The following is a 21,696-nucleotide window of genomic DNA, read 5'->3' on the forward strand; positions in this document are numbered from 1 at the left end:
CGGCCCTCTCCCTACGACAAGCGATCCAGTGCTGGAATTCAGCCGCGCAGGGCCTGGACCGCGGCCTCCAGCCGCTTGCCGAAGTCTCCGTCCGCCTGACGGAAGTTGTCGACCGCACGCTCGGCGATGTCGTCACGGGAGACCTTGGCGATGAAGCCCGCCAGGTTCTCGATCAGACGGCCCTTCTCGTCCTCGGACATCAGGCGGTAGAGGTTGCCCGCCTGGACGAAGTCGTTGTCCTCGGAGTGCGAAGGGGCGGCCTGGTCGCCGGTGACACCGGTGACCGGGGTGCCGACCCACAGCGGGCGGTCGATCTGGTGCGGGCCGCCGAAGCTGTTCGGCTCGTAGTTCTTGGTGCCCTTGTGGCGGCCGTCGTACAGGAAACCGTCACGGGAGTTCGTACGCGCCTCGGTGGCGTGCGGACGGTTCACCGGCAGGTGGTCGGCGTTGATGCCGACGCGGTAGCGGTGGGCGTCGCCGTACGCGAAGAGACGGCCCTGGAGCATCTTGTCCGGGGACGGACCGATGCCGGGGACGAAGTGTGCCGGGCTGAAGATGGACTGCTCGACCTCCGCGAAGACGTTCTCCGGGTTGCGGTTGAGCTCCAGCTTGCCGATCTCGATCGGCGGGTAGTCCTCGTGCGGCCACACCTTGGTGAGGTCGAACGGGTTGAAGCGGTAGTTCGCCGCGTCGGCCGCCGGCATGATCTGGACCTGCACGGTCCAGGTCGGGAACTCGCCGCGCTCGATCGACTCGCGCAGGTCACGCTGGTGGCTGTCCGGGTCCTCGCCCGCGAGCTTGTTGGCCTCGGCCTGGGTGAGGTTCTTGATGCCCTGGTCGGTCTTGAAGTGGTACTTGACCCAGAAGACCTCGCCGGCCTCGTTGTTCCACTGGAACGTGTGCGAGCCGTAGCCGTTCATGTGGCGGTACGACGCCGGGATGCCGCGGTCGCCGAAGAGCCAGGTCACCTGGTGGGTGGACTCGGGCGAGAGGCTCCAGAAGTCCCAGACGTTGTCCGCCTCGGTCGAGCCGGTGTACGGGTCGCGCTTCTGGGTGTGGATGAAGTCCGGGAACTTGATGGCGTCCTTGATGAAGAACACCGGGGTGTTGTTGCCGACGAGGTCGTAGTTGCCCTCTTCGGTGTAGAACTTCAGCGCCCAGCCGCGGGGGTCACGCACCGCGTCCGCCGCACCGAGGTTGCCCGCGACGGTGGAGAAGCGCAGGAACGTCTCGGTCTGCTTGCCGACCTCGGAGAGGAACTTCGCACGGGTGTACTTGGTGACGTCCGCCGTCACCGTGAAGGTGCCGTACGCACCCGCACCGCGCGCGTGGACGACGCGCTCCGGGATGCGCTCACGGTTGAAGTGGGCGAGCTTCTCCAGCAGCAGCTGGTCCTGCACGAGGACCGGACCGCCGACACCGGCGGTCTCACTGTTCTGGTTGTCGGCGACCGGCGCGCCGGCCTCCGTGGTGAGCGGCCCCTGCGTCACGTGCGCCTCCTGCGTGTCCTGCGTCATTGCTGCAAGTCCTGTCCCTTGGCGAATGCCGAACTCGATCCTACAATAGACAATGTCTAAGTCAAGCAAGGGTCCAAACCCACACCTGTTCGGGACTTGATCCCCCTCCCTGTTAGGCTGGTCGGCATGAGTGACCTGTTGGAACGACTGCGCGGACGCGGCTGGCGGATGACCGCGCAGCGTCGCGTCGTGGCCGAGGTTCTCGACGGGGACCACGTACATCTGACCGCCGACGAGGTGCACGCGCGCGCCGTCGAGCGGCTGCCCGAGATCTCCCGGGCGACGGTCTACAACACGCTGGGCGAGCTCGTCACTCTGGGTGAGGTCCTGGAAGTCTCCACGGACCGCCGCGCCAAGCGGTACGACCCGAACGCGCACCGGCCGCACCAGCACCTGGTCTGCGGCCGCTGCGGCGCGATCCGCGACGTCCACCCGGCCGGGAACCCGCTGGCCGACCTGCCGGACTCCGAGCGCTTCGGCTTCACGGTCTCCGACGTCGAGGTCACGTACAGGGGCGTCTGCCCGAACTGCGCGACGGCGTAGCGCGACGTGCGCGCCGGGCGCTCCGCGCCCGGCATCGTCGGCTTAATGGGCTCTGATGGGCCTGGATGGGCGTTGATACGCGTTGCGCGAAGCGCGAAGCACGCGGTGCCATCGCCGAAACATGGTTTGCTCGCACACGCCGAAGGCCCGGGACCTTTTCAGGTCCCGGGCCTTCGGTTTCAGTAGCGGGGACAGGATTTGAACCTGCGACCTCTGGGTTATGAGCCCAGCGAGCTACCGAGCTGCTCCACCCCGCGTCGGTGAACCCAACAGTACGTCACGGCGTGGACCAGCGCAAACCGGTATCCGTCCGGGGCCCTGTCCGGGGTCCGTCCGGTATCCGGCCCTTCACGCGGTGAGCTCCTGGTGGAGCGCATCGCGGAGCGCGGCCGCCCGCTCGGCGACCTCCGCCGGGCCGAGCTCCACCGCGCGGGCGCACCAGCGCTGCCCCTCGGTGAGCTCCCCCCGGCGCGCGGCGAGCAGCGCGAGCCGGAGTGCGGCGCGGCCGTGCCCCGCGCGGGCGGCGCGCGACCACCAGAGGGCGGCCTCGCGCTCGTTGCCCTCGCGGGCGAGCAGCAGCCCGAGGTTGAAGGCGCCGTTGCGGCTGCCCGCCTCCGCCGCCTCCCGGTACCAGCGGGCGGCGTCGGCGTTGTCGCCGCGGGCGGCGGCCAGCATGCCGACGCGCACCTGGGCGCGGCGGTGCCCCTGCTCGGCGGCCCGCTCGTACCACTCCTCGCACTCGGTCTTCTCGTTCACCGGCTCACCGAGCACGGGCGGGCCGGGCGGCGGCTGGCGGGCGTCGAGCACCGTCGCGAGCCGGAACGCCGCCTCGGTGCTGCCGCCACCGGCCGCGCACCGCAGATGGCGCTCCGCCTCCTGCTCCTCGCCGTCGCGCAGGCACGCCATGCCGACCTGGAGCGCGGCCTCGGTGTGCCCGGCCGCGGCGGCGCGCTCGTACCAGCGCAGGGCCGTACGGTCGTCGTCACGGCCGGCGTACAGGATGCCCAGATTGAACGCGGCGTCCACGCTGCCCGCCTCGGCGGCCTTGGAGAACCAGGGCTCGGCGCCGGTCGCGTCACCGGCCTGGAGGATGAGCACGGCGAGCGCGTTGGCGGCCTCGCGATGCCCGGCGTAGGCGGCGCGGCGGTACCACTGCTCGGCCTGGGCGGTACGGTCCTGGGCGGCGCAGAGCAGGCCGAGGTTGTACGCGCCGTTGACGTCACCCGCGTCCATGGCGGCGCGGTACCAGCGCTCGGCGGTCTGCTGCTCACCGCGGGCGGCGTGCAGCGCGCCCAGGGCGTTGGCGGCGTTGCCGTCGCCGTCCTGCGCGGCACGCAGCCACCACACGGCCGCGCTCTCCTCGTCGCCGGCGTCCCGCAGGAGGAAGCCGAGGGCGCAGGCGGCGCGGGCCTCACCGTCCTTGGCGGACGTGAGGTACCAGCGCCCGGCCTCCTTCAGCTCACCCCGGCGCTCCAGGATCGCCCCGAGATACAACGCGGCCCGCCGATGCCCCCGCGCCGCGGCCTGCCGGTACCACTGCTCGGCCTCCCGCCGGGCATCGGCTCCGCCGGTGGTGGTGGAGGTGGCCCTGGCGGTGCGGATGGCGCTGCCGGTGCCGGTGCCCGTGCGGGTCCCGGCGCCGAACCGGGCGCCAGGGCCAGTACCGGGGCCGGTGCCGATCCCGGCGCCAACGCCAGGGCCGACCCTGCTGCCGGCGCCAGGGCCGGTGCGGGCCCCGGCGTCGGACCGGGTGCCGGGGCCGGTACCGGTGTGGGTCCCTGCGCCGGGCCGGGTGCCAGCGCCGGTGGTGGCGGTGCCGGCGCCGAACCCGGTACCGGCACGAGTACCGGCTCCGCTGCCGGTGGCGTTGCCAGTGCCGGAGCCGGTCCCGATGTTGGTACCGGTGCCGATCCCGCTGCCGCTGCCGGCGCCGGGGCCAGTGCCAGTGCCAGTGCCAGTTCCGTTGGCAGTGCCGGGGCCAGCCCCAGTTCCGAGCCGGGTCCCGGTGCCGTTCCCGTTGCCGGTACCAGTTCCGAGCCGGGTACCAGGGCCGGGACCGGGACCGGGACCAGTGGCGGTGCCCGTCCCGGCGCCGAACCCCGTACCGGCACCCGTGCCGAGGCCGATGCCAGGGCCGCTGCCACGGCCGGTGCCGGTGCGCGTACCAGTGCCGACCCCGTTGCTGTTGCCGTTGCCAGGGACGGGGACTGGGACTGGGCCAGCCCCAGCACCGAACCCGGTACCAGTGCTGGGACCGGTCCCGGTGCCGAAACCAGTACCGGCCCCGATCCCGTTGCGGGTACCCGTGCCGAACCTGGTACCGGCAACGGGAACGGCACCGAACCTGGTGCCGGTACCGATCCCGGTACCGGGCGACAGCCCGTCCGTGCTCTCGTCCCCGCATCCCGCGGCCCCCGAGCTGCCGGCGCCACCGGCGCCACCGGCCCGTGCCGCATAGCCGCGCGGCGCGGCGCCGCGACCGTCCGCGTTGGGCCCATCGGCGCCGGACGGCCTCCCGGGCGCCCCCGCGCCGGAGGTCTCGGCGCCAACCCCGTCGAACGGCCAGGGAACGGACGAACCCGGGGACGCGGCTGCGGGGGCCGACGACAGCCGCCCGGACCCCACACCGTTGCCCACGTCCTCGCCGTCACGGCGCGTGCCGCGCCCGGTACCGAGCTCCTGCGAAGCCGAGCCGGGGTCCCCGTACGCCGCGCGGGGGGCGCGATCGGCGGGGGTCATGCCGCGGGGCGCGAGCGCCTGGGCGTCAGCGGCCATGGCCCGGTGCTCCAGCGCGCGGGCCAGGCGGTAGGCCGCCTCCCGGTGGCCCTGTTCCGCCGCCGCGCGGAGCCACCGCTCCGCGCCCGGCTCGCTGCGGTGCTCCAGCAGATCGGCGAGCGCGTACGCGCCCAGCGCATGGCCCTGCTCGGCGGACTGGCGCAGCCAGTACTCGGCGGCGGGCTCGTCCCCGCGCTCGCGGTAGTGCCGCCCCAGCGCGTGCCCGGCGGCCGCGGAGCCCGCGACGGCGGCGATGCGCCACCAGCCGGCGGCCTCGTCGGCGTACCCGCGCTGATGGAGGAGTACTCCCAGATTGTTCGCCGCGGCGCGGTCCCCCTCGGCGGTCGCCGCGCGCAGGTACGGCTCCGCGCCGTCGAGGTCACCGCGGCGCAGCAGCAGTGCCCCGAGGACGCTCATCGACGCGGTGTCGCCGTCCTCGGCGGCACGACGGTGCCGGGCCTCGGTCTCCGCCTCCGCGGAATCCACCGCGTCCACAGGATCCACCTGGTCGACGTGCTCAACCTGGTCGATCTGCTCAACCGGGTCGGCAGAGACAGAGCCGACAGGGTCCACGGCATCGGTACCCACCGCACCAGCGGCGGTGCCGGTCCCGGCATGCCGCTGCACAAACCGCCCTGTCTCCAACAGAGTTGCCCTGTCCCCCATAAATTCCATCGTTGCACCACCCGCAACCCGCGTACACCTGGTATACCGCAGCCAGTGAGGTCACTTCAGCGTTTTGTCGACATGCCCACAGAGAGACAAGTCAAACACGCCTCACCCCAACTCACCCCGTCCCGGCCGCCCTTGGCGCGCCGGGCGCATGACGAAGGCCCGGATCCTGATGGATCCGGGCCTTCGTCTTCAGTAGCGGGGACAGGATTTGAACCTGCGACCTCTGGGTTATGAGCCCAGCGAGCTACCGAGCTGCTCCACCCCGCGTCGTTGTGGAACAACCGTACCACGCCGCGGGGCGGCCCCTGACCAAAGCCCCAGCTCGGGCCCTGGTCAGAGGCCGTTCGGACTCAGCCTCCGGAGCCGCCGGCCGGCTTCGGAGCCGCTGCCGCCGCTCGCTCCAGCGCCTTCTGCAGCGCCTCCTGCGCCTTGCCGTACGCCGCCCAGTCGTTCTTCTTGAGCGCCGCCTCACCGTCCTCGTACGCCTTCTGCGCGTCCGCGATCGCCTGCTTCAGCGCCGCGTCGCCGGTGGCCGGCGGGGTCGTCGGTGGCTTCGTCGTATCGTCCGGCGGCGTCGTCGTGGGCGGCTGCTCCGCGCCGTCCACCCCGAACACCGCGTTCAGCGCCTCCGCGAGACTGTCCTTGAAGACCGGCTTGCCGCCGTACGACACGGCCACCTTCTTCAGCAGCGGATAGTTCGCGGCGCCACCGCGCGCGTACACCGGCTCGATGTAGAGGAACCCACCGTCCAGCGGCACCGTGAGCAGGTTGCCGTAGTCGATCTCCGAGTCCGTACCTCTCAGGTCACGGACGAACGTCGCGACCTCGGGCACGCTGTTGAGCTCACTCTGCACCTGCGAGGGGCCCTGCACGGTCGAGGTGACTCTCAACAGCCTTATCGAGCCGTAGCCCTTGCTGTTCGCGTCCGCGTCGACCGCCATGAACGCACCGAGGTTCGGGCGCCCGGCGGGCGTGAACGTCGTCGTCAGCGAGAACTTCTGGGCCGTCTCCCCGGGCATCTTGAGGCTCAGGTAGTACGGCGGGACCGCACTGCTGTCCTTGTTCGTCGGGTCGTCCGGCACCTGCCAGGCGTCACTGCCGCTGTAGAACTGCTCGGGGTCGGTGACGTGGTAGCGGGTCAGCAGCTCGCGCTGGACCTTGAACATGTCCTGCGGGTAGCGCAGGTGGGCCTTCAGGTCCGGGCCGATGTCGGACTTCGCCTTCACCGTGCCGGGGAACGCCTTCATCCAGGTCTTGAGGACCGGGTCCTCGGTGTCCCACTGGTACAGCTCGACCGTGCCGTCGTACGCGTCGACGGTGGCCTTCACCGAGTTGCGGATGTAGTTGACCTGGTTCTGCTGCGCGACGACGGCACGCTGGCTGTCGGTCAGCGAATCGGCCGTCGTCTGGCCCAGCGTCGTACGGGACGCGTACGGGTAGCCGTCCGTCGTCGTGTACGCGTCGACGATCCACTTGATGCGGTTGCCGACCACCGCCGGGTACGCGTCGCCGTCGATGGTCAGCCAGGGGGCCACCGCCTCGACGCGCTCCTTGGGCGTGCGGTTGTAGAGGATCCGCGAGCCGTCGCCGATCGCTCCCGAGTAGAGGATCTGCGGCTCGCTGAACGCCACCGCGTACGCGGCGCGGTTGAACGGGTTGGAGAGGTTGACCCCGCTCTTGCCCTTGTAGCTGGTGGTCTCCTCACCGTTCTTCTCGTAGTCGAGCTCCTTCTGCGGGCCGCCCACGATCGAGTACTGCTCGGTCTTCTCGCCGTAGTAGATCCGCTGCTCGTACTTCTTGAGCTGGCCGGTCGTCGGCAGTCCGGACTCGGTGAAGTCGGGTGCGCCGACCGTGCCCTTGTCGGGGTCCGTGACCGTGCTCGTGCCCTTGGCCATGATCGCGCCGTAGCCATGGGTGTAGGTGAAGTGGTCGTTGATCCAGTTGCGCTTGGGGATGCCCTTGATGTTGAGCTCGCGCAGACCGATGACCGTGTCCTGCGGCTTCCCGTCCGGGCCGGTGTACCGGTCGACGTCCAGGGTCGCGGGGAACTGGTAGTACTTGCGCTCCTGCTGGAGCTGCTGGAAGGCGGGCGAGACGACGTTGGAGTCGACGAGCCGGTAGCTGGCGGCCGTGGAGGAGGCCTCGCGCTGCTCGGCCTTTCGCTTCGGGTCGCCCTTGCCCGAGTAGTTCTCGGCCTTGGCCGTGTCGATGCCGTACGCCTTGCGCGTGGCGTCGATGTTCTTCTGGATGTACGGGGCTTCCTTGGCCTGCTCGTTCGGCTGGACCTGGAACTTCTGCACGATCGCCGGGTACAGCCCGCCGATCAGGATGGCGGACAGCACCATCAGGCCGAAGCCGATCATCGGCAGCTGCCACGTACGCCGCCACAGGGTGGCGAAGAACAGCAGAGCGCAGATGACGGCGATGCAGAACAGGATGGTCTTCGCCGGCAGATACGCGTTGGCGTCGACGTACCGGAGGCCGGTCCAGTTGCCGGCGGCCTTGAAGTCACTGGACTTCACGGCCAGGCCGTACCGGTCGAGCCAGTACGCGACGGCCTTGAGGCTGACGAAGAGCCCGAGCAGCACCGACAGGTGGCCCGTGGCCGCGGCGGTCGCCCGCGCGCCCGGGCTGGTGATGCGCAGCCCGCCGTACAGGTAGTGGGTGAGTGCGGCGGCGATCAGCCCGAGCACGATGGCGGCGAAGCCGAAGCCGAGCAGGAACCGGTACCAGGGCAGATCGAACGCGTAGAACTTCACGTCCAGGTGGAACTGGGGGTCCTTCTGCCCGAAGGGCACGCCGTTGACCCACATCAGGTAGGTGCGCCACTGGGAGGACGAGGAGGCTCCGGCGATCAGACCGACCAGCGCGGTGATCGCGAGGAGCACCCACTTCTTGAACGGGGCGATGCCCATCCGGTACCGGTCGAGGCTCTGCTGCTCCAGCGACATCGCGCTCAGCGGCGGCCGCAGCCGGTGCGCCAGCCAGATGTTCACCCCCACCACGGTGGCCATCAGCAGTCCGAAGACCGTGAACAGGCCGACCTTGGTCCACAGGGTGGTGGTGAACACCGACGAGTAGTTCACCGAGCGGTACCAGAGCCAGTCGGTCCAGAACCCGGCGAACATGACAAAGACCATGGCCAGCACGGCCAGCACACCCAAGGTCATGAGCAGGGTGCGGGCGCGCCGGGACGGCCGGCCGACTCTGATCCGTGGCCCGGTAGGGCCTCCGCCGCGGTCCGGCATCTGGAAAGCCAACGTGCGCCCCTCGAGTTCGCGGTCGTCTAAAGCGTCCGAAGTCGTGCGTCCGAAGACGTGTGCTGCGGGCCCCAGCGATCGTAGAGCCCACTGATGCAACTTACTGAAGCTTTACCTAGTTCCCGACTCCGGGTCCGAAGGAGGCAGGATATTGACCATGTCCAACGTTTCCCCCAGCGGTCCTCCGATGGCCGCGAGCCCGCTCACACGAGCGGTGCTCGAAATCGACGAGTACGCGTCCGGCCTCGGCTGGGACCAGCCGGCCAGGCTCTTCGCCCTCGTCGACACCGTGCAGCTGCGTACCCAGGAGCCGGCGCTCGCCGCCCAGCTCGGTCTCGACGAAGGTGAGGCGGCCGCTCCGCTCACCCCGGTCGAGCAGGACGAGATCCCCTCCGGCACCGCGCTGGACGAGTTCCTCGCGACGATCGCCTGGCCCGACGCGGTGGCCGGCTGTGCGCTGACCGTGGAGCGCCTGATGCTGCCGCCGTCGGCGGAGGCGGCCGTCCCCAAGGGCCTCGACGAGGCGGGCCTCGCCAAGTGGGTCGCCGCCCACCCGGACCGCCAGGAGGTCCGGATGACGGTGGCCGTGCTCCGCGACGGCGCCCGCGAGTCGGCTCTGCGGCTGCGGGAGAAGGACTCCCCCACGGAGGTCCTCACGGGCTCGGACCTGGTGCCCGGTCTCGCCGACGCGCTCTCGGCGACGTTCGAGGCGTAGCGCCTGAGGCGGTTCTGACAGCGTCCTGACCGAGGGCTCGTACGGGGTGTCCCCGCGGGGACACCCCGGCCCCGCTCGCCCCGGGCCCTGCGCCCGGGGCGGAGCCCGAAGGCCGCGCCCGGTCAGCCGCTGGTGCGGGTCGGTGCGGGTCGGGTCGGCCCGTGGTGCGGCTCGGGTCAGCCCGTGGTGCAGCTCGGGAGACCCGCCGTGTCGCCGGTGCGGATCTGCTTCAGGGCCTTCGTCGCGTCGGCGATGGTCTTGACCTTGACCAGGGTGAGCCCGTCCGGGATGTCCGAGGCGGCGGCCTCACAGTTCTCGCTGGGTGTCAGGAAGTACTCCGCACCGGCGTTCCGCGCGCCGACCAGCTTCATCTCGATGCCGCCGATGGGGCCGACCTTGCCGGTTTCGTCGATCGTTCCCGTACCCGCCACGAACTTCCCGCCCGTGAGGTCCTCCGGCGTGAGCTTGTCGATGATGCCGAGGGCGAACATCAGCCCGGCGCTCGGGCCGCCCACATCGGCGAGCTTGATGTCGATGGTGAACGGGAACGTGTGATCCGTACCGGCGGTGATGCCGACGATCGCGCGGTTACGGCCCTCTCCCGACTCCCCCGACTTCACCGTCCCGATCTTGACGTCCTGCACGGCCGACGGCTCCTTGCCCGCCTTCTCCGCCGCGGCCGCCTCCTTCGCCGGGACGATCGAGAAGACCACCTGCTCGCCGGGCTTGTGCTTGGTGACGGCCTTGGAGACGTCACCGGGCTGCTTGACCGGTGTGCCGTCGACGGCCTTGATCACATCGCCCGCGTGGAGCGCGCCCTCCGCGGGGGTCTTCTTGCGGACGGAAGCGACCACGACGCGGGACTTCACCGGGATCTTCAGCTCGTTCAGCGCCGCGACCTTGGCGGTCTCCTGGGACTGGCTGAACTCCTCGGCGTTCTCCTGGGTGGACTGCTCCTCCGTCTTGCCGTCCGGATAGAGCGTGTCGTGCGGCACCACGACGTTGTCGTGTGCCAGCCAGCCGTAGACGACCTCGACGAGGTTCATCCGGTATTCCGCGCCGGTGACCCTGACCGTTGTCATGTTCAGGTTTCCGGACGTCGGATAGGTCTTGTGGCCGGAGATCTGCAGCACCGGCTCCCCACGCGACTCGCCGAGCGTGTTGAACGTCGGTCCCGGCGTCATCTCGGAGTAAGGAGGCGCCATGAACACGCCCACGCAGAGCAGCACGATGAGGACGAGGGTGGAGGCGAGCATCGTCGCAGTGCGGCGTGGCATGGAACGACAGTACGGGAAGGGTCTGTCAGTGCACCCCCCGGGCCGGTCCGTACGGGGCTGGCCGCCTCAGGCTATGTCCGTACCGGAGTGGGACTTCTCCATCGCGTCCCGGAACCGGGCGTAGCCCGCCAGTTCCGCGATGTCCCCGGTAGTTCGGTTCCTCGAGGCCCAGCTTCCCCATATCGCTGCACCGACGGCAGCGAAAAGCGGAATCAGCAACCAGGCAAGTGCCGCCATTCCGACCTCCCGACCCCATGGGCTGGAGCAAACGCTGCAACAGCCGACTGATCAGCAGATTAACCATCCGTCGGTTCAACGCTCGGGGCAGGGGGGCGGTTACGCAAATCGGCCCGGGTGCCCGCCAACCGGGTTGCTCCGCCGGACGGCGGCGGCCAGGCGCTCAGCAGGCGCCGACCCACTCCTCCGTGCCGTCGGCGAACCGCTGGTGCTTCCAGATCGGGACCTCGTGCTTCAGGTCGTCGATCAGCTTCCGGCAGGCTTCGAACGCCTCACCGCGGTGCGGGCACGACACCGCGACCACGACGGCGAGATCTCCGACCTCCAGGTCACCCACGCGGTGGACGGCGGCCAGTGCCCGGACCGGGTACTCCGCGGCGACCTTCTCCGCGATGCGGCGCATCTCCGCCTCCGCGGTGGGGTGGCACGAATAGCCGAGCGCGTCGACGTCCGCGCCCGCGTCGTGGTTGCGCACGGTGCCGACGAAGAGCGCCGTGCCGCCGGCCGCCGGATCGCCGACCGCGCGGAACACCTCGTCCAGCGAGAGCGGGGTGTCGCGGATCTCCAGGAGGCGGATGGGGTCCGTCGCCGCCTGCTCACCGGGGTGGTTGTTCGTACGTGCCATAACCCCATCGTGCCGTACGCCGCTGACATCGCGGAATAGCGTTTTCGACCGGGCAGCCGCGGTGGCGCTTGGAGCCTCCTACAGCCCCTCGGCCCGTCACGGGCCCCGGGGCTTGCGGACCCCTGCCCGTCACAGCCCCCGGCGCTTGCGGGCCCGCCGCACGAGCGCGGCCGTACCGAGCAGAGCGACGGTCGCGCCTGCGGCACCGGCGGCGGTGGCGTCCTTGCGGCCGAGCCTGCGGCCCGCGACGGTGTGCCGGCCCTCGACCTCCTCCAGCAGGGCCGCGAGCACCTCCTCGTTCGTCCACCGAGGCCGCCATCCGGCGTCGTGCAGCCGTCCGACGCTGACCACCCACGGGTGCATCGTGTACGCGAGGTCCCCCGCCGGGGACGGGGTGAGGCCGATGCGGTGCAGCCGGGCCGCCGCTCCGAGGGCGACAGCGGACGGCAGTTCCATCCGGCGGATGCCGCTGAGCTCCTCGACCTCCTCCTGCTCCAGCCAGCCGTCGCAGCCGACCGCGAACTCCCCGTCGACCTTCTCCAGAGCGGCGTACTCGAGGGCGCTCACCAGGTCCTCGACATGACAGAACTGCCAGGTGGGGCGGGATCCGGCGACCACCAGGAGGCGCGGCGACTCGAAGTAGCGGGTCAGCGCGGTGTCCGTGCCGCCGACCAGGACGGCGGGCCTGACCACCGTGACGTTGAGACCGGGGTGGGCGCGGGGCGCGCGACGGCCCAGCCGCTCGATCTCCATCAGGTCACCGACGCCGGTCGCCTCGGCCGTGGCCCGCAGCTCCGCGTCCTCGGAGAGCGGGATGTCGTTCTCGGGCAGTGCTCCGTAGACCATCGCCGAGGTGCACAGGACCACCCGGTGGACGCCCGCGGCGGCGGCCGCGGTGAGGACGGTCTGCGTGCCGCGCACGTTGTACGCGGTACGGGCCGCGGGATCCGTCTCCAGGTCGAGGTCGAGTGCCAGGTGGACGACGACGTCCGCGCCGCGCAGCTTCTCGGCGATCGCCGGGTCACGGACGTCCAGGATGTGCCACGTCGCCTCGGAGACCTCGCCGCGCCGCTCGTCGATGGCGATGACCTGCTTGATCTCGTCCGACGCGGCAAGGCGCCTGGTCAGCAGGTCACCGACGCCCGAGGCGGCACCGGTGACCGCGACGACGGGACCTCTCGACGAGGTCGGGGCTGAGAGGTTTCGCGCTGCGCGAACCTGTGGATCTGGGGAACTCACCGGGCGTCTCCAGCGGTTGTCTTCAGTACGTACGTGAATGACGCGTGCGTACCAGGTGGCGTCCATCCTGCCGCAGGCCAAGCGCCGGCGGAGCACCGAGCCCTTGTACGGCCCGGATGTCGGGCGGTTCCCGGCCGGGCCGGGGCCCGCGAGGCCGCCGCGGCCAGCCGGGCGCCGCTTAGGCTGGAGGTGTTGTCGGGCAGTCGCCGCCGGCAGGAAGCCGGCGGCCCTACGAGCCGAGGAAACCCGTGAGTGACACCCCATTCGGATTCGGCCTTCCGCCGGAGGAGCCGGAGAACGGCGACGAGGGCAAGAAGAAGGACCCCGCCGGAGGTGGGCAGGGATCCGGCGGTCAAGGCGGCGGTCAGGCGAACCCCTTCGGGTTCGGTTTCCCCGGCGGCCCGGGCGGTGCGGACAACCCCCTCGCCTCGATGTTCGGTTCCATGAATCCGAACGATCTCGGGGCCGCCTTCCAGCAGCTCGGCCAGATGCTGAGCTACGAGGGCGGGCCGGTCAACTGGGACATGGCCAAGCAGATCGCCCGCCAGACGGTCTCCCAGGGCACGCAGGACGGCACGAAGGACGCGAGCGTGGGCCCGGCCGAGCGCGCCGCGGTCGAGGAGGCCGTGCGCCTCGCCGACCTGTGGCTCGACGGCGCGACGCCGCTCCCCTCGGGTGCCGGCAGCGCCGTGGCGTGGAGCCGCGCGGAGTGGGTCGAGGCGACGCTCCCGGCCTGGCAGCAGCTCGTCGACCCGGTGGCCGAGCGGGTGGGCCTGGCCATGGGCGACGTACTGCCTGAGGAGATGCAGGCGATGGCGGGCCCGCTGATCGGCATGATGCGCTCCATGGGCGGCGCCATGTTCGGCCAGCAGATCGGGCAGGCCATCGGTGTCCTGGCGGGTGAGGTGGTCGGCTCCACGGACATCGGGCTCCCGCTGGGCCCGGTCGGCAAGGCCGCGCTGCTTCCGCTCAACGTGGAGGCGTTCGGCAAGGACCTGGGCGTCGCGAAGGACGAGGTGCGGCTGTACCTGGCGCTGCGCGAGGCCGCCCACCAGCGGCTCTTCGCCCATGTGCCGTGGCTGCGCGCACATCTGTTCGGCGCGGTCGAGGGCTACGCGCGCGGGATCAAGGTCGACACGACCAAGCTGGAGGACGTGGTCGGCCAGTTCGACCCCACACACCCCGAGCAGCTCCAGGAGGCGCTCCAGCAGGGAATGTTCCAGCCGGAGGACACCGAGGAGCAGAAGGCGGCGCTGGCCCGTCTGGAGACGGCGCTCGCCCTGGTCGAGGGCTGGGTGGACGCGGTGGTCCACGAGGCCGCGAAGAACCGGCTGACCTCGGCGAACGCGCTGCGCGAGACGCTGCGCCGGCGCCGCGCGTCGGGCGGTCCCGCCGAGCAGACCTTCGCCACGCTGATCGGCCTCGAGCTGCGCCCGCGCCGGCTGCGGGACGCCGCCCGTCTGTGGGCGTCGCTCACGGACGCGCGTGGTCTCGACGGCCGCGACAGCCTGTGGGAGCACCCGGACATGCTGCCGACCGCGTCCGACCTGGACGACCCGGACGGCTTCGTGCACCGCGAGCAGCTCGACTTCTCGGAGCTGGACAAGATGCTCGGCGAGGCCGCCAAGGGCCCGGACGACGAGGGCAAGGAAGACTCCGGCAAGTGAGCCTGTACGACGACGCCGTACGCGTACTCAAGGAGTACGAGGCGCAGGAAGAGCTGCGCCAGACGTATCTGGATCACCTGGCGGCCCACCCGGACGGAATGTGGAAGGCGTGCGCGCAGGGGCACATCACGGCGAGCGCGCTGGTGATCGACCCGTCGCGGGAGCGGGTGCTCCTGACGCTTCACAGGAAGCTCCGGATGTGGCTGCAGATGGGCGGGCACTGCGAGCCCGGTGACGCCACGCTCGCCGACGCGGCACTGCGCGAGGGGACCGAGGAGTCCGGTATCGCGGGGCTGACGCTGCTGCCCGGCGGGCTGGTGCGTCTCGACCGGCACGAGACGCCCTGTGCCTGGCACCTCGATGTGCAGTACGCGGCGCTGGCTCCGGCCGGCGCGGCCCCGGCGATCAGTGACGAGTCGCTGGACCTGCGCTGGTTCGGGTACGACGAGGTGGCGGCCGTGGCCGACGCGTCGGTCGTCCGGCTGGTGGAAGCCGCCCGCGCCCGGCTCTGAGCCCGCGGAGCGTGTTCGTGCGAAGGGGCGGCCCCGCGCTGTGCGCGGGGCCGCCCCTTCGTAGGCCGTCGTGTTCCGCCGTCGGCGACGGGGATGCCGTCCCCGGTGCCGTCAGTTGCGGGAGCCGCCCAGGGAGTTGCCCCGCAGCCCCCCACCGCCCATGCCGAACTGGCCGAGCAGACCCGAGCTGCGCAGATGCTGCGGGGGCAGCAGCTCGCTGGGCTGGATGAGGACGTGGCCCTGTCCCTGGAACTGCATCTCCCAGCCCTCGCCCGTCGAGCCCCTGCGGCGCCAGACGGCAGAGGTGGAGGTGGGCGCCTGCATCTGGGTGCGCAGCGAGGTGGACCAGGCGATCACCGCGTCCACGTCGGCACAGATGTTGCGCTCGGGGGTGACCTCGAGGACCAGCGGCTCGCCGGAGGTCAGCAGGGCGACCTTGCCGGATCCGGTGAGCTCCAGGTTGTACGCGCCCGCCGAGGCCACGCCCACGGCGCTGTCGATGGCGACGATGCCGACACCGAGGCTTCCGTCGAACGCGAGGACGGACGAGCTGTCGACCGTGATGCCCCGGCCGACGTCCATGACATGGATGTGCTGCGCGAAGTTGGCCAGGTAGACGTTGCCGCTGCCCTTGCAGCGCATCAGTTCGAGGCGCTCGTTGGTCATCCGCTCGACGTTGCGCCAGCTGCGGTTGCGGTACTGGCTGTCGAACTCGATCTGCCCCTCGAAGGCGACCATCGCGCCCTGCCGGGCGAGGATCGCACCGCTGCCCCGGTTCACATCGACCTTGAGCAGCTGCGGGTTCTGCAGTGTGTAGCGCTCGGTGGACTCCACCGGGACGTGCGCGAAGAGTGTGCTGTGCATGGGTGCTCCTCTCAGCCCCGGATCTTGAATCGGTCGCCGGTGTCCTCGCTGGGCTGGACGACCACGAAGCCCTGGCCCTTGAAGCCGATCTGCAGGGCCTCGCCGCTGCCGCGGCCGATCAGCGCGCTCGCCTTGACGGTGCGCCGGGCCTTCATTTCGAGACCGGTCGTCCAGGCGACGAGCGCGTCCGGGTCGACGTACGTCTCGCGTTCGGCGCAGTCGAGCACGGTCGGGATGCCGCGGCTGACCAGGGCGACCCAGCCGGTGCCGCGGATGACGAGGTTCGTCAGGCCGGAGCCGGAGAGCTTGGCAATGCCCTTGACCGGCTCGATCGCGAGCTGGAGGGCGGCGTCGCAGGCGAGCAGGGTCGCGCCGTTGACGGACAGTGCCTCGTCGGCGAGGTGGAGCACGACGACGTCCGCCCCGTAGTCCGCGAGGTAGAGGTCGCCGTCGCCGCGGCAGAGCATGAGCTTGCCGCCCTCTCCGGTGACCATCTCCTCGGCGGAGCGGCGCAGGGTGGCGGGGGGCGCGTCGAACTGCACGTAGCCGTCGTACGCGATCATCGATCCGGCCTTGGCGATCAGGTCGTGGCCGGTGGCCATCGTGACCTTGAGCGTCTTGGCGCTGTGCACGGCCATCCGTACGCCGGTCGGCACGGCGCGGTGCGCGCTGAGCATGTTCGTATCCATGGCCTGCCTCACACCTCGAAGGGCTGGACGACGACGAAATTGCCCGGGGCGCCCCGGAACTGGAGGTTGATCGCCTCCGACTGGCTGCTGGCGTAGCCGGATCGGCGCAGCCGCAGCGCGGTCGTGGTGACGGCCTGGGCGCCCGCCGACCATGCGATCACGGCATTGCCGTCGACGTACGTGGCGGGGCCGACCGGGAGGACGACCGGGATGCCGCGCGTCTTGACGACGACGGCGCCGGTGCCGGAGAAGAGCATCGAGAAGAGACCGCCGCCGGGCAGGCCCGCGCCCTCGATCCGGCGGATCTCGGTGTCCAGGGACTCGTCGAAGGCCAGGACGCCGTGGGCGCTGGTGTAGAGCTGCTCGCCTTCGAGCCGGATCACGAAGAGCCGGCTGGCCTCGTCCGCGAGGAACACCTCGCCCTCGCCGGAGCAGCGCATGAGGGACATGCCCTGGCCGGTGAGCTGACCGGTCAGCTTGCCCAGCAGCCCGGAGCCCTTGTGGGCGAAGTCGATGTCGCCCTGGTAGGCGACCATGCTGCCCTGCTTGGCGAGGATGGACTGGCCCTTGGCGAGGGTGGCCCGGACCTGCTGCGGGTTCTGCTCGGTCCACCGGTCGCCGACGGCGACCTCGGCGTACTTGGTGAGGACGACGCGCAGTCCGGCCTCGGCGGGGACGGGGGCCATGGCCTGGGCGCCGCCGAAGGGCTGTCCCGGCACCCCGGGCGGGCCGAACGGGCCGGGCTGGCCGGGGACGAAGGGGGCTCCGGGTGCCGCGGGCGCTCCCGGTGCTCCCAGCGCTGCGGGCGCGAAGGGCGCGGGCACGGCGACGGGCGGGGTCATGGGCGCGGCGAGGGTCGGCGCGGCATGCATCTGCGGGCTCGCGGGGGCAGGGGCCTGGGCGGGCGCCGGAGTCTGCGCGGCGGGCGCGCCGAACGACGGGGCGGGTTGGGGTGCCTGAGGCGGCGGGGCGAACCCCGGGACGGCGGCGCCCTGCTGCGGCTGCGGAGCCGCCGCGGGCTGCTCCTCGGCGACCTCTCCGCCGAAGTTCTTCAGCAGCGCCTCCAGTCCGCCGTCGAAGCCCTGGCCGACGGCGGCGAACCGCCAGACGTCCTTCAGGTAGAAATCACCCAGCATCACGGCGCGCTCGGTGGTGAACTCCGAGCCGGTGAACGCATACCGGACGACTTCCTCACCGCCCGCGACGATCCGGATGTACCCCGGGCCGACCTGCGACATCTGGCCCGCACCGTCGACGGTCGCGGTGAAGGACAGCTTCTGGATGCTCTCCGGGATGCGGTCCAGCGTGACGCGGAACGACTCGGTGTCGCCGGACTGGGCGCCCAGCAGCTGGATGGACTCCTCGGGCGACTTCGGCTGATTGAAGAAGATGAAATACCGGTCGTCCGAGAGCTGCTCATTGGCGTCGAGGCCGAAGCAGCTGATGTCGAAGGTCAGTCCGGGCGCCGCGATCTGCACGCCTACGTACAGATCGGTACCCGGAGTAAGATCACTGATCTTGGCCTTGTGGCCGCGTTGGAATTCCCTGGCCATGCGTAACGACCGTCCCCCATCCCGAATCCGAATCCGTCGCGCCAGGCTAACGGCTTGGAACGACAATCAGCCAAGTCGGGACACATTCGGTACAGGATCGGCGAACGTCACTCTCGGAAGTCACTCTTCGCGCGCGGCGGGCAGCTGCGGAAGCCGGTCGGCCGCGACCACACCTTCGAGGTAGCCGCGGGCCCGCTCGGTGCGGGGGTACGCCTCCAGCAGCCGCCAGAACCGCGGTCCGTGGCCCGGCACGAGCAGGTGGGCGAGCTCGTGGACGAGCACGTAGTCGATGACGTACTCGGGCATGCCCTGCAGCCGGTGCGACAGGCGGATGCTGCCCTCCGCCGGAGTACACGACCCCCAGCGGGTGTTCTGATTGGTCACCCATCGCACCGATGTGGGCCGGGCCCGCCCGTCGAAGTACTGCTCGGACAAGCGCTCCGCGCGCTCGGCCAGTTCCGCGTCCCCCAGGGTGCGCTTGCTCTCCTGGGCCGCGAGCTTGTCGAGCATGACCGTCACCCAGCGCCGCTCCTCCGCCTCGGACATCCGCGCCGGGATCAGCACGATGGTCCGGTCACCCTCCCGGTACGCGGAGACCGTTCTGCTGCGCCGGGTGCTTCTGCGGACCTCGACCGCGCTCGTCGCGGAGGAACGGGAGGTATGTCTGGTCACGCTGCGCTGCTGGCTCTCGGCGCTGTGCGGTGGGTCGGCGGACACGCCCCGACGTTACCCGCTGTCAGTGCGGGAAGTCCCGCCTCCGGCCCGGTTCGAACGTGATCCACTCGACGGCGTGCACCATTTGAACGACTAATACCCCCTGCCTGTGGATAACTTTCCGCGCCCGCCGCCCGTCCCCTGCATTCTGATGCGACAACGCAGCAAACCGAGCTGGGAACGGCCGGGAACGGATGGGAACGAAACGGGGGACGGATATGCATCCCATGGTGAAGCCCGCGCTGCGGCGCGCCTGGCGGGACCTTCAGTACGTGCAGTTCGGGGTGGCACCGGCGCACGCGGTGCTAGTCGGCCCGGTGGACACGGCGACCGGAAGTCTCCTCTCGCTGTTCGACGGGGTCCGGGGACTGCCCCGGCTGCGCGAGGAGGCCCGGGCGATAGGTCTGCCCGACGGTCACGTGGACGCGGTGCTGGGCCGGTTGACCGCGGCCGGCCTGGTCGACGACGCGACGGGCGGTGGCCCACCGGCCGATGCGTTACGGCAGCGGACCGGCGCGCTGGACCGGCTGCGCGCCGATCTCGCCTCGCTCTGCGTCGTCCATCCGGAACCGGGCGGCGGGATGCGCCGGTTGGCGGCGCGCGGTGCCATGCGGGTCCAGGTCCGGGGCGCGGGCCGGGTCGGGGCGGCGATCGCGGCGGTGCTGTCCGCCTCCGGGGTGGGCCGGGTCGATGTCCTGGACGGAGGGTGTGCGGAGCCGTGGGACGTGGCTCCCGGCGGGCTGCCGGCGGATGCGGTGGGTGAGCGCCGGGCCTCGGCGGCACGGCAGCTGGTGCGGCGGTCCGCTCCGGGCACGACCCCACGGTCGAAACGGCGTCCGGCGGGCGGCCCGCCCCTGGACGACAGCGCTCCCGACGAACCGGCCCTTTCCCTGGTCGTCGTCGCCCCCAGGGACGGCCTCGCCGCCTACGCCCCCGATCCGGCGGCGGCCGAGAGCTGGATCACCTCTGGGACTCCCCATCTGTACGCGGGGGTTGTGGAGGCCACGGGGGTGGTGGGCCCTCTGGTGCTACCGGGCGGCACGGCCTGTGCGGGATGTCTGGCGCTGGGCCGGGCAGAGCGGGATCCGGTGTGGCCGAGGATGCTGGCGCAGTGGCGGTCGGGGCGCCGGCCCGCGGCCGAGGGGTGCGACCTCGCCCTCGCCACAGCGGTCGCCGGCATGGCGGCCGCACACGCGCTGTCGTTCCTGGACGGCGATCTGCCAACGAGCACGGGTGCCCGGTGGGAGACGTCGCTGCCCCTGCTGGGCTGGCGATCGGAGCAGATCGGCGCCCGTCACGACTGTCCCTGCGGTGCGGCTGGGCAGACTGAGGGGGAGCGCGCCTCGGGTGCCGGGACAAGGCACGACACAATGGCCGGGTAGCCGCTGCCAACGGAGCCATGCCGTTGGGCACACGCGGCACGGCATCTGGGATTTGGAGGGGCGCATGTCTGATCTTCCCCGGAAAGCGGTCACCCGTACCGCCAAGTTGGCCGCTCTGCCATTGAGCTTCGCCGGCCGTGCCACGTGGGGCCTGGGTAAGCGCATCGGCGGCAAGTCGGCGGAGATCGTGGCCCGTGAGCTGCAACAGCGGACGGCGGAGCAGCTGTTCAAGGTGCTGGGCGAGCTCAAGGGGGGTGCGATGAAGTTCGGACAGGCCATGTCCGTCTTCGAGTCCGCCCTGCCCGAGGAGGTGGCCGGCCCCTACCGGGCCGCGCTGACCAAGCTGCAGGAGGCAGCTCCGCCGATGCCGACGCGCACCGTTCACGAGGTGCTCGCGGAGCGGCTGGGCGAGGACTGGCGGGACCTCTTCCTGGAGTTCGAGGACAAGCCCGCGGCCGCCGCCTCGATAGGCCAGGTCCACCGCGCCGTATGGCACGACGGGCGCGAGGTCGCGGTGAAGGTGCAGTACCCGGGAGCCGGCGAGGCACTTCTATCCGATTTGGCCCAGTTGAGCCGGTTCGCCCGGCTGCTCGGGCCACTGATACCGGGCATGGACATCAAGCCGCTGATCACCGAGTTGCGCGACAGGGTCTCGGAGGAGCTGGACTACGCCCTGGAGGCACAGGCCCAGCAGGAGCACGCGGAGGAGTTCGCGGACGATCCCGATGTGGTCGTGCCGGAGGTGGTGCACCAGACCGACCAGATACTGGTGACCGAGTGGATCGACGGGATACCTCTGTCCGAGGTGATCAACGAGGGCACGCCCGAGCAGCGGGACCGCGCGGGCCAGCTGTTGGCCCGTTTCCTCTTCTCCGGCCCCGCCCGCACGGGCCTGCTGCACGCGGACCCGCACCCAGGGAACTTCCGACTGCTCCCCGCCGACGGCGACGGCGACGGCGAATGGCGCCTCGGCGTGCTGGACTTCGGCACCGTCGACCGACTGCCGGGCGGGCTGCCCGCGACCATCGGCGAGTCGTTGCGGATGACTCTGGAAGGCGAGGCCGAAACGGTCTACGGGCTGCTCTGCGAGGAAGGCTTCGTCAAGGAGTCGATAGAACTCGACCCGGACGCGGTGCTGGAGTATCTGCTGCCGATCATCGAGCCCGCCGAGGCTGATGCCTTCACCTTCACCCGCGGCTGGCTGCGCACCCAGGCAGCGCGAATCGCCGATCCTCGCTCCCCCGCGCACCAGCTGGGCAAGCAGCTCAACCTGCCGCCCGCGTATCTGCTGATCCACCGCGTGACACTGAGCACGATCGGCGTGCTCTGCCAGCTGAACGCGACGGTACGCCTCCGCGACGAGCTGGAGGCCTGGCTCCCCGGTTTCCTCCCGGAACCGGATGACGTCGCCGCGCAGGCCTAGAAACATCCGGGAGGGGAGGGCGGCGGGGG

Annotated in this window: 16 protein-coding genes and 2 tRNA genes; 6 read left to right on the forward strand and 12 right to left on the reverse strand. The window is 71.0% G+C overall.

The genetic code is table 11. The features are described from left to right. Nucleotides 1–38: 38 nt before the first annotated feature. Nucleotides 39–1,517 (reverse strand): catalase, encoded by a 1,479-nt coding sequence (locus tag ABT342_RS00090; RefSeq protein ID WP_351564574.1) that lies wholly within the window; start codon nucleotides 1,515–1,517, stop codon nucleotides 39–41. Nucleotides 1,518–1,643: 126 nt separating this feature from the next. Between ABT342_RS00090 and ABT342_RS00095 the strand changes: the two genes are divergently transcribed. Further along, on the forward strand, nucleotides 1,644–2,060 hold the full coding sequence (locus ABT342_RS00095; protein ID WP_351564577.1) for a Fur family transcriptional regulator: 417 nt from the start codon (nucleotides 1,644–1,646) through the stop codon (nucleotides 2,058–2,060). A gap of 183 nt (nucleotides 2,061–2,243) precedes the next feature. Here ABT342_RS00095 and ABT342_RS00100 read toward each other — a convergent pair. The 4 genes from ABT342_RS00100 to ABT342_RS00115 all read right to left on the reverse strand — a co-directional run bounded on the left by ABT342_RS00100 (nucleotide 2,244) and on the right by ABT342_RS00115 (nucleotide 8,758). Next, nucleotides 2,244–2,317: transfer RNA gene (locus ABT342_RS00100), tRNA-Met, on the reverse strand. Nucleotides 2,318–2,408: 91 nt separating this feature from the next. After that, the gene (locus ABT342_RS00105) at nucleotides 2,409–5,330 is read right to left on the reverse strand and encodes an SEL1-like repeat protein (RefSeq protein ID WP_351564580.1); all 2,922 of its coding nucleotides are present in this window, start codon (nucleotides 5,328–5,330) and stop codon (nucleotides 2,409–2,411) included. Between the two features lie 373 nt (nucleotides 5,331–5,703). Further along, nucleotides 5,704–5,777 (reverse strand) — tRNA-Met (locus ABT342_RS00110). An 83-nt stretch (nucleotides 5,778–5,860) separates the two neighbouring features. Then, the gene (locus tag ABT342_RS00115; RefSeq protein ID WP_351566260.1) at nucleotides 5,861–8,758 is read right to left on the reverse strand and encodes a UPF0182 family membrane protein; all 2,898 of its coding nucleotides are present in this window, start codon (nucleotides 8,756–8,758) and stop codon (nucleotides 5,861–5,863) included. A 169-nt stretch (nucleotides 8,759–8,927) separates the two neighbouring features. Between ABT342_RS00115 and ABT342_RS00120 the strand changes: the two genes are divergently transcribed. After that, entirely contained in the window at nucleotides 8,928–9,485 is a 558-nt protein-coding gene (locus tag ABT342_RS00120; RefSeq protein WP_351564583.1) for a PPA1309 family protein, read from the forward strand. A 176-nt stretch (nucleotides 9,486–9,661) separates the two neighbouring features. Here the strand turns inward: ABT342_RS00120 and ABT342_RS00125 are convergent, their stop codons facing one another. From ABT342_RS00125 to ABT342_RS00135, 3 genes are all read right to left on the reverse strand, one after another. Beyond that, nucleotides 9,662–10,762 carry a YlbL family protein gene (locus ABT342_RS00125; protein ID WP_351564586.1) on the reverse strand — a complete coding sequence of 367 codons (1,101 nt, stop codon included), beginning with the start codon at nucleotides 10,760–10,762 and terminating at the stop codon, nucleotides 9,662–9,664. 400 nt (nucleotides 10,763–11,162) lie between these two features. Further along, nucleotides 11,163–11,624: a molybdenum cofactor biosynthesis protein MoaE gene (locus ABT342_RS00130; protein ID WP_351564589.1), complete on the reverse strand. Its 462-nt coding sequence runs from the start codon at nucleotides 11,622–11,624 to the stop codon at nucleotides 11,163–11,165. A gap of 129 nt (nucleotides 11,625–11,753) precedes the next feature. Continuing rightward, nucleotides 11,754–12,863 (reverse strand): SDR family oxidoreductase, encoded by a 1,110-nt coding sequence (locus ABT342_RS00135; protein WP_351564592.1) that lies wholly within the window; start codon nucleotides 12,861–12,863, stop codon nucleotides 11,754–11,756. 248 nt (nucleotides 12,864–13,111) lie between these two features. Here ABT342_RS00135 and ABT342_RS00140 point away from each other — a divergent pair, with 248 nt between their 5' ends. Next, nucleotides 13,112–14,530 (forward strand): zinc-dependent metalloprotease, encoded by a 1,419-nt coding sequence (locus ABT342_RS00140; protein WP_351564594.1) that lies wholly within the window; start codon nucleotides 13,112–13,114, stop codon nucleotides 14,528–14,530. Then, nucleotides 14,527–15,042, forward strand: a complete 516-nt coding sequence (locus tag ABT342_RS00145) for an NUDIX hydrolase (protein ID WP_351564596.1) — start codon at nucleotides 14,527–14,529, stop codon at nucleotides 15,040–15,042. Before ABT342_RS00140 ends, ABT342_RS00145 begins: the two co-directional genes overlap by 4 nt. A gap of 111 nt (nucleotides 15,043–15,153) precedes the next feature. On the opposite strand, the gene ABT342_RS00150 is transcribed toward ABT342_RS00145, so the two are convergent. The 4 genes from ABT342_RS00150 to ABT342_RS00165 all read right to left on the reverse strand — a co-directional run bounded on the left by ABT342_RS00150 (nucleotide 15,154) and on the right by ABT342_RS00165 (nucleotide 18,865). After that, nucleotides 15,154–15,906: an AIM24 family protein gene (locus ABT342_RS00150; RefSeq protein ID WP_351564599.1), complete on the reverse strand. Its 753-nt coding sequence runs from the start codon at nucleotides 15,904–15,906 to the stop codon at nucleotides 15,154–15,156. A gap of 11 nt (nucleotides 15,907–15,917) precedes the next feature. Further along, nucleotides 15,918–16,595 carry an AIM24 family protein gene (locus ABT342_RS00155; RefSeq protein ID WP_351564602.1) on the reverse strand — a complete coding sequence of 226 codons (678 nt, stop codon included), beginning with the start codon at nucleotides 16,593–16,595 and terminating at the stop codon, nucleotides 15,918–15,920. 8 nt (nucleotides 16,596–16,603) lie between these two features. Then, on the reverse strand, nucleotides 16,604–18,148 hold the full coding sequence (locus ABT342_RS00160; protein WP_351564605.1) for a TerD family protein: 1,545 nt from the start codon (nucleotides 18,146–18,148) through the stop codon (nucleotides 16,604–16,606). A 120-nt stretch (nucleotides 18,149–18,268) separates the two neighbouring features. Then, nucleotides 18,269–18,865 (reverse strand): M48 metallopeptidase family protein, encoded by a 597-nt coding sequence (locus ABT342_RS00165; protein WP_351564608.1) that lies wholly within the window; start codon nucleotides 18,863–18,865, stop codon nucleotides 18,269–18,271. A 215-nt stretch (nucleotides 18,866–19,080) separates the two neighbouring features. Between ABT342_RS00165 and ABT342_RS00170 the strand changes: the two genes are divergently transcribed. After that, nucleotides 19,081–20,244 carry a ThiF family adenylyltransferase gene (locus ABT342_RS00170; protein WP_351564611.1) on the forward strand — a complete coding sequence of 388 codons (1,164 nt, stop codon included), beginning with the start codon at nucleotides 19,081–19,083 and terminating at the stop codon, nucleotides 20,242–20,244. Between the two features lie 64 nt (nucleotides 20,245–20,308). After that, nucleotides 20,309–21,667 carry an ABC1 kinase family protein gene (locus ABT342_RS00175; protein WP_351564614.1) on the forward strand — a complete coding sequence of 453 codons (1,359 nt, stop codon included), beginning with the start codon at nucleotides 20,309–20,311 and terminating at the stop codon, nucleotides 21,665–21,667. Nucleotides 21,668–21,696: the final 29 nt, after the last annotated feature.

Source organism: Streptomyces sp. NPDC000410 (genome assembly GCF_040300305.1).
Classification (GTDB): Bacteria; Actinomycetota; Actinomycetes; order Streptomycetales; family Streptomycetaceae; genus Streptomyces.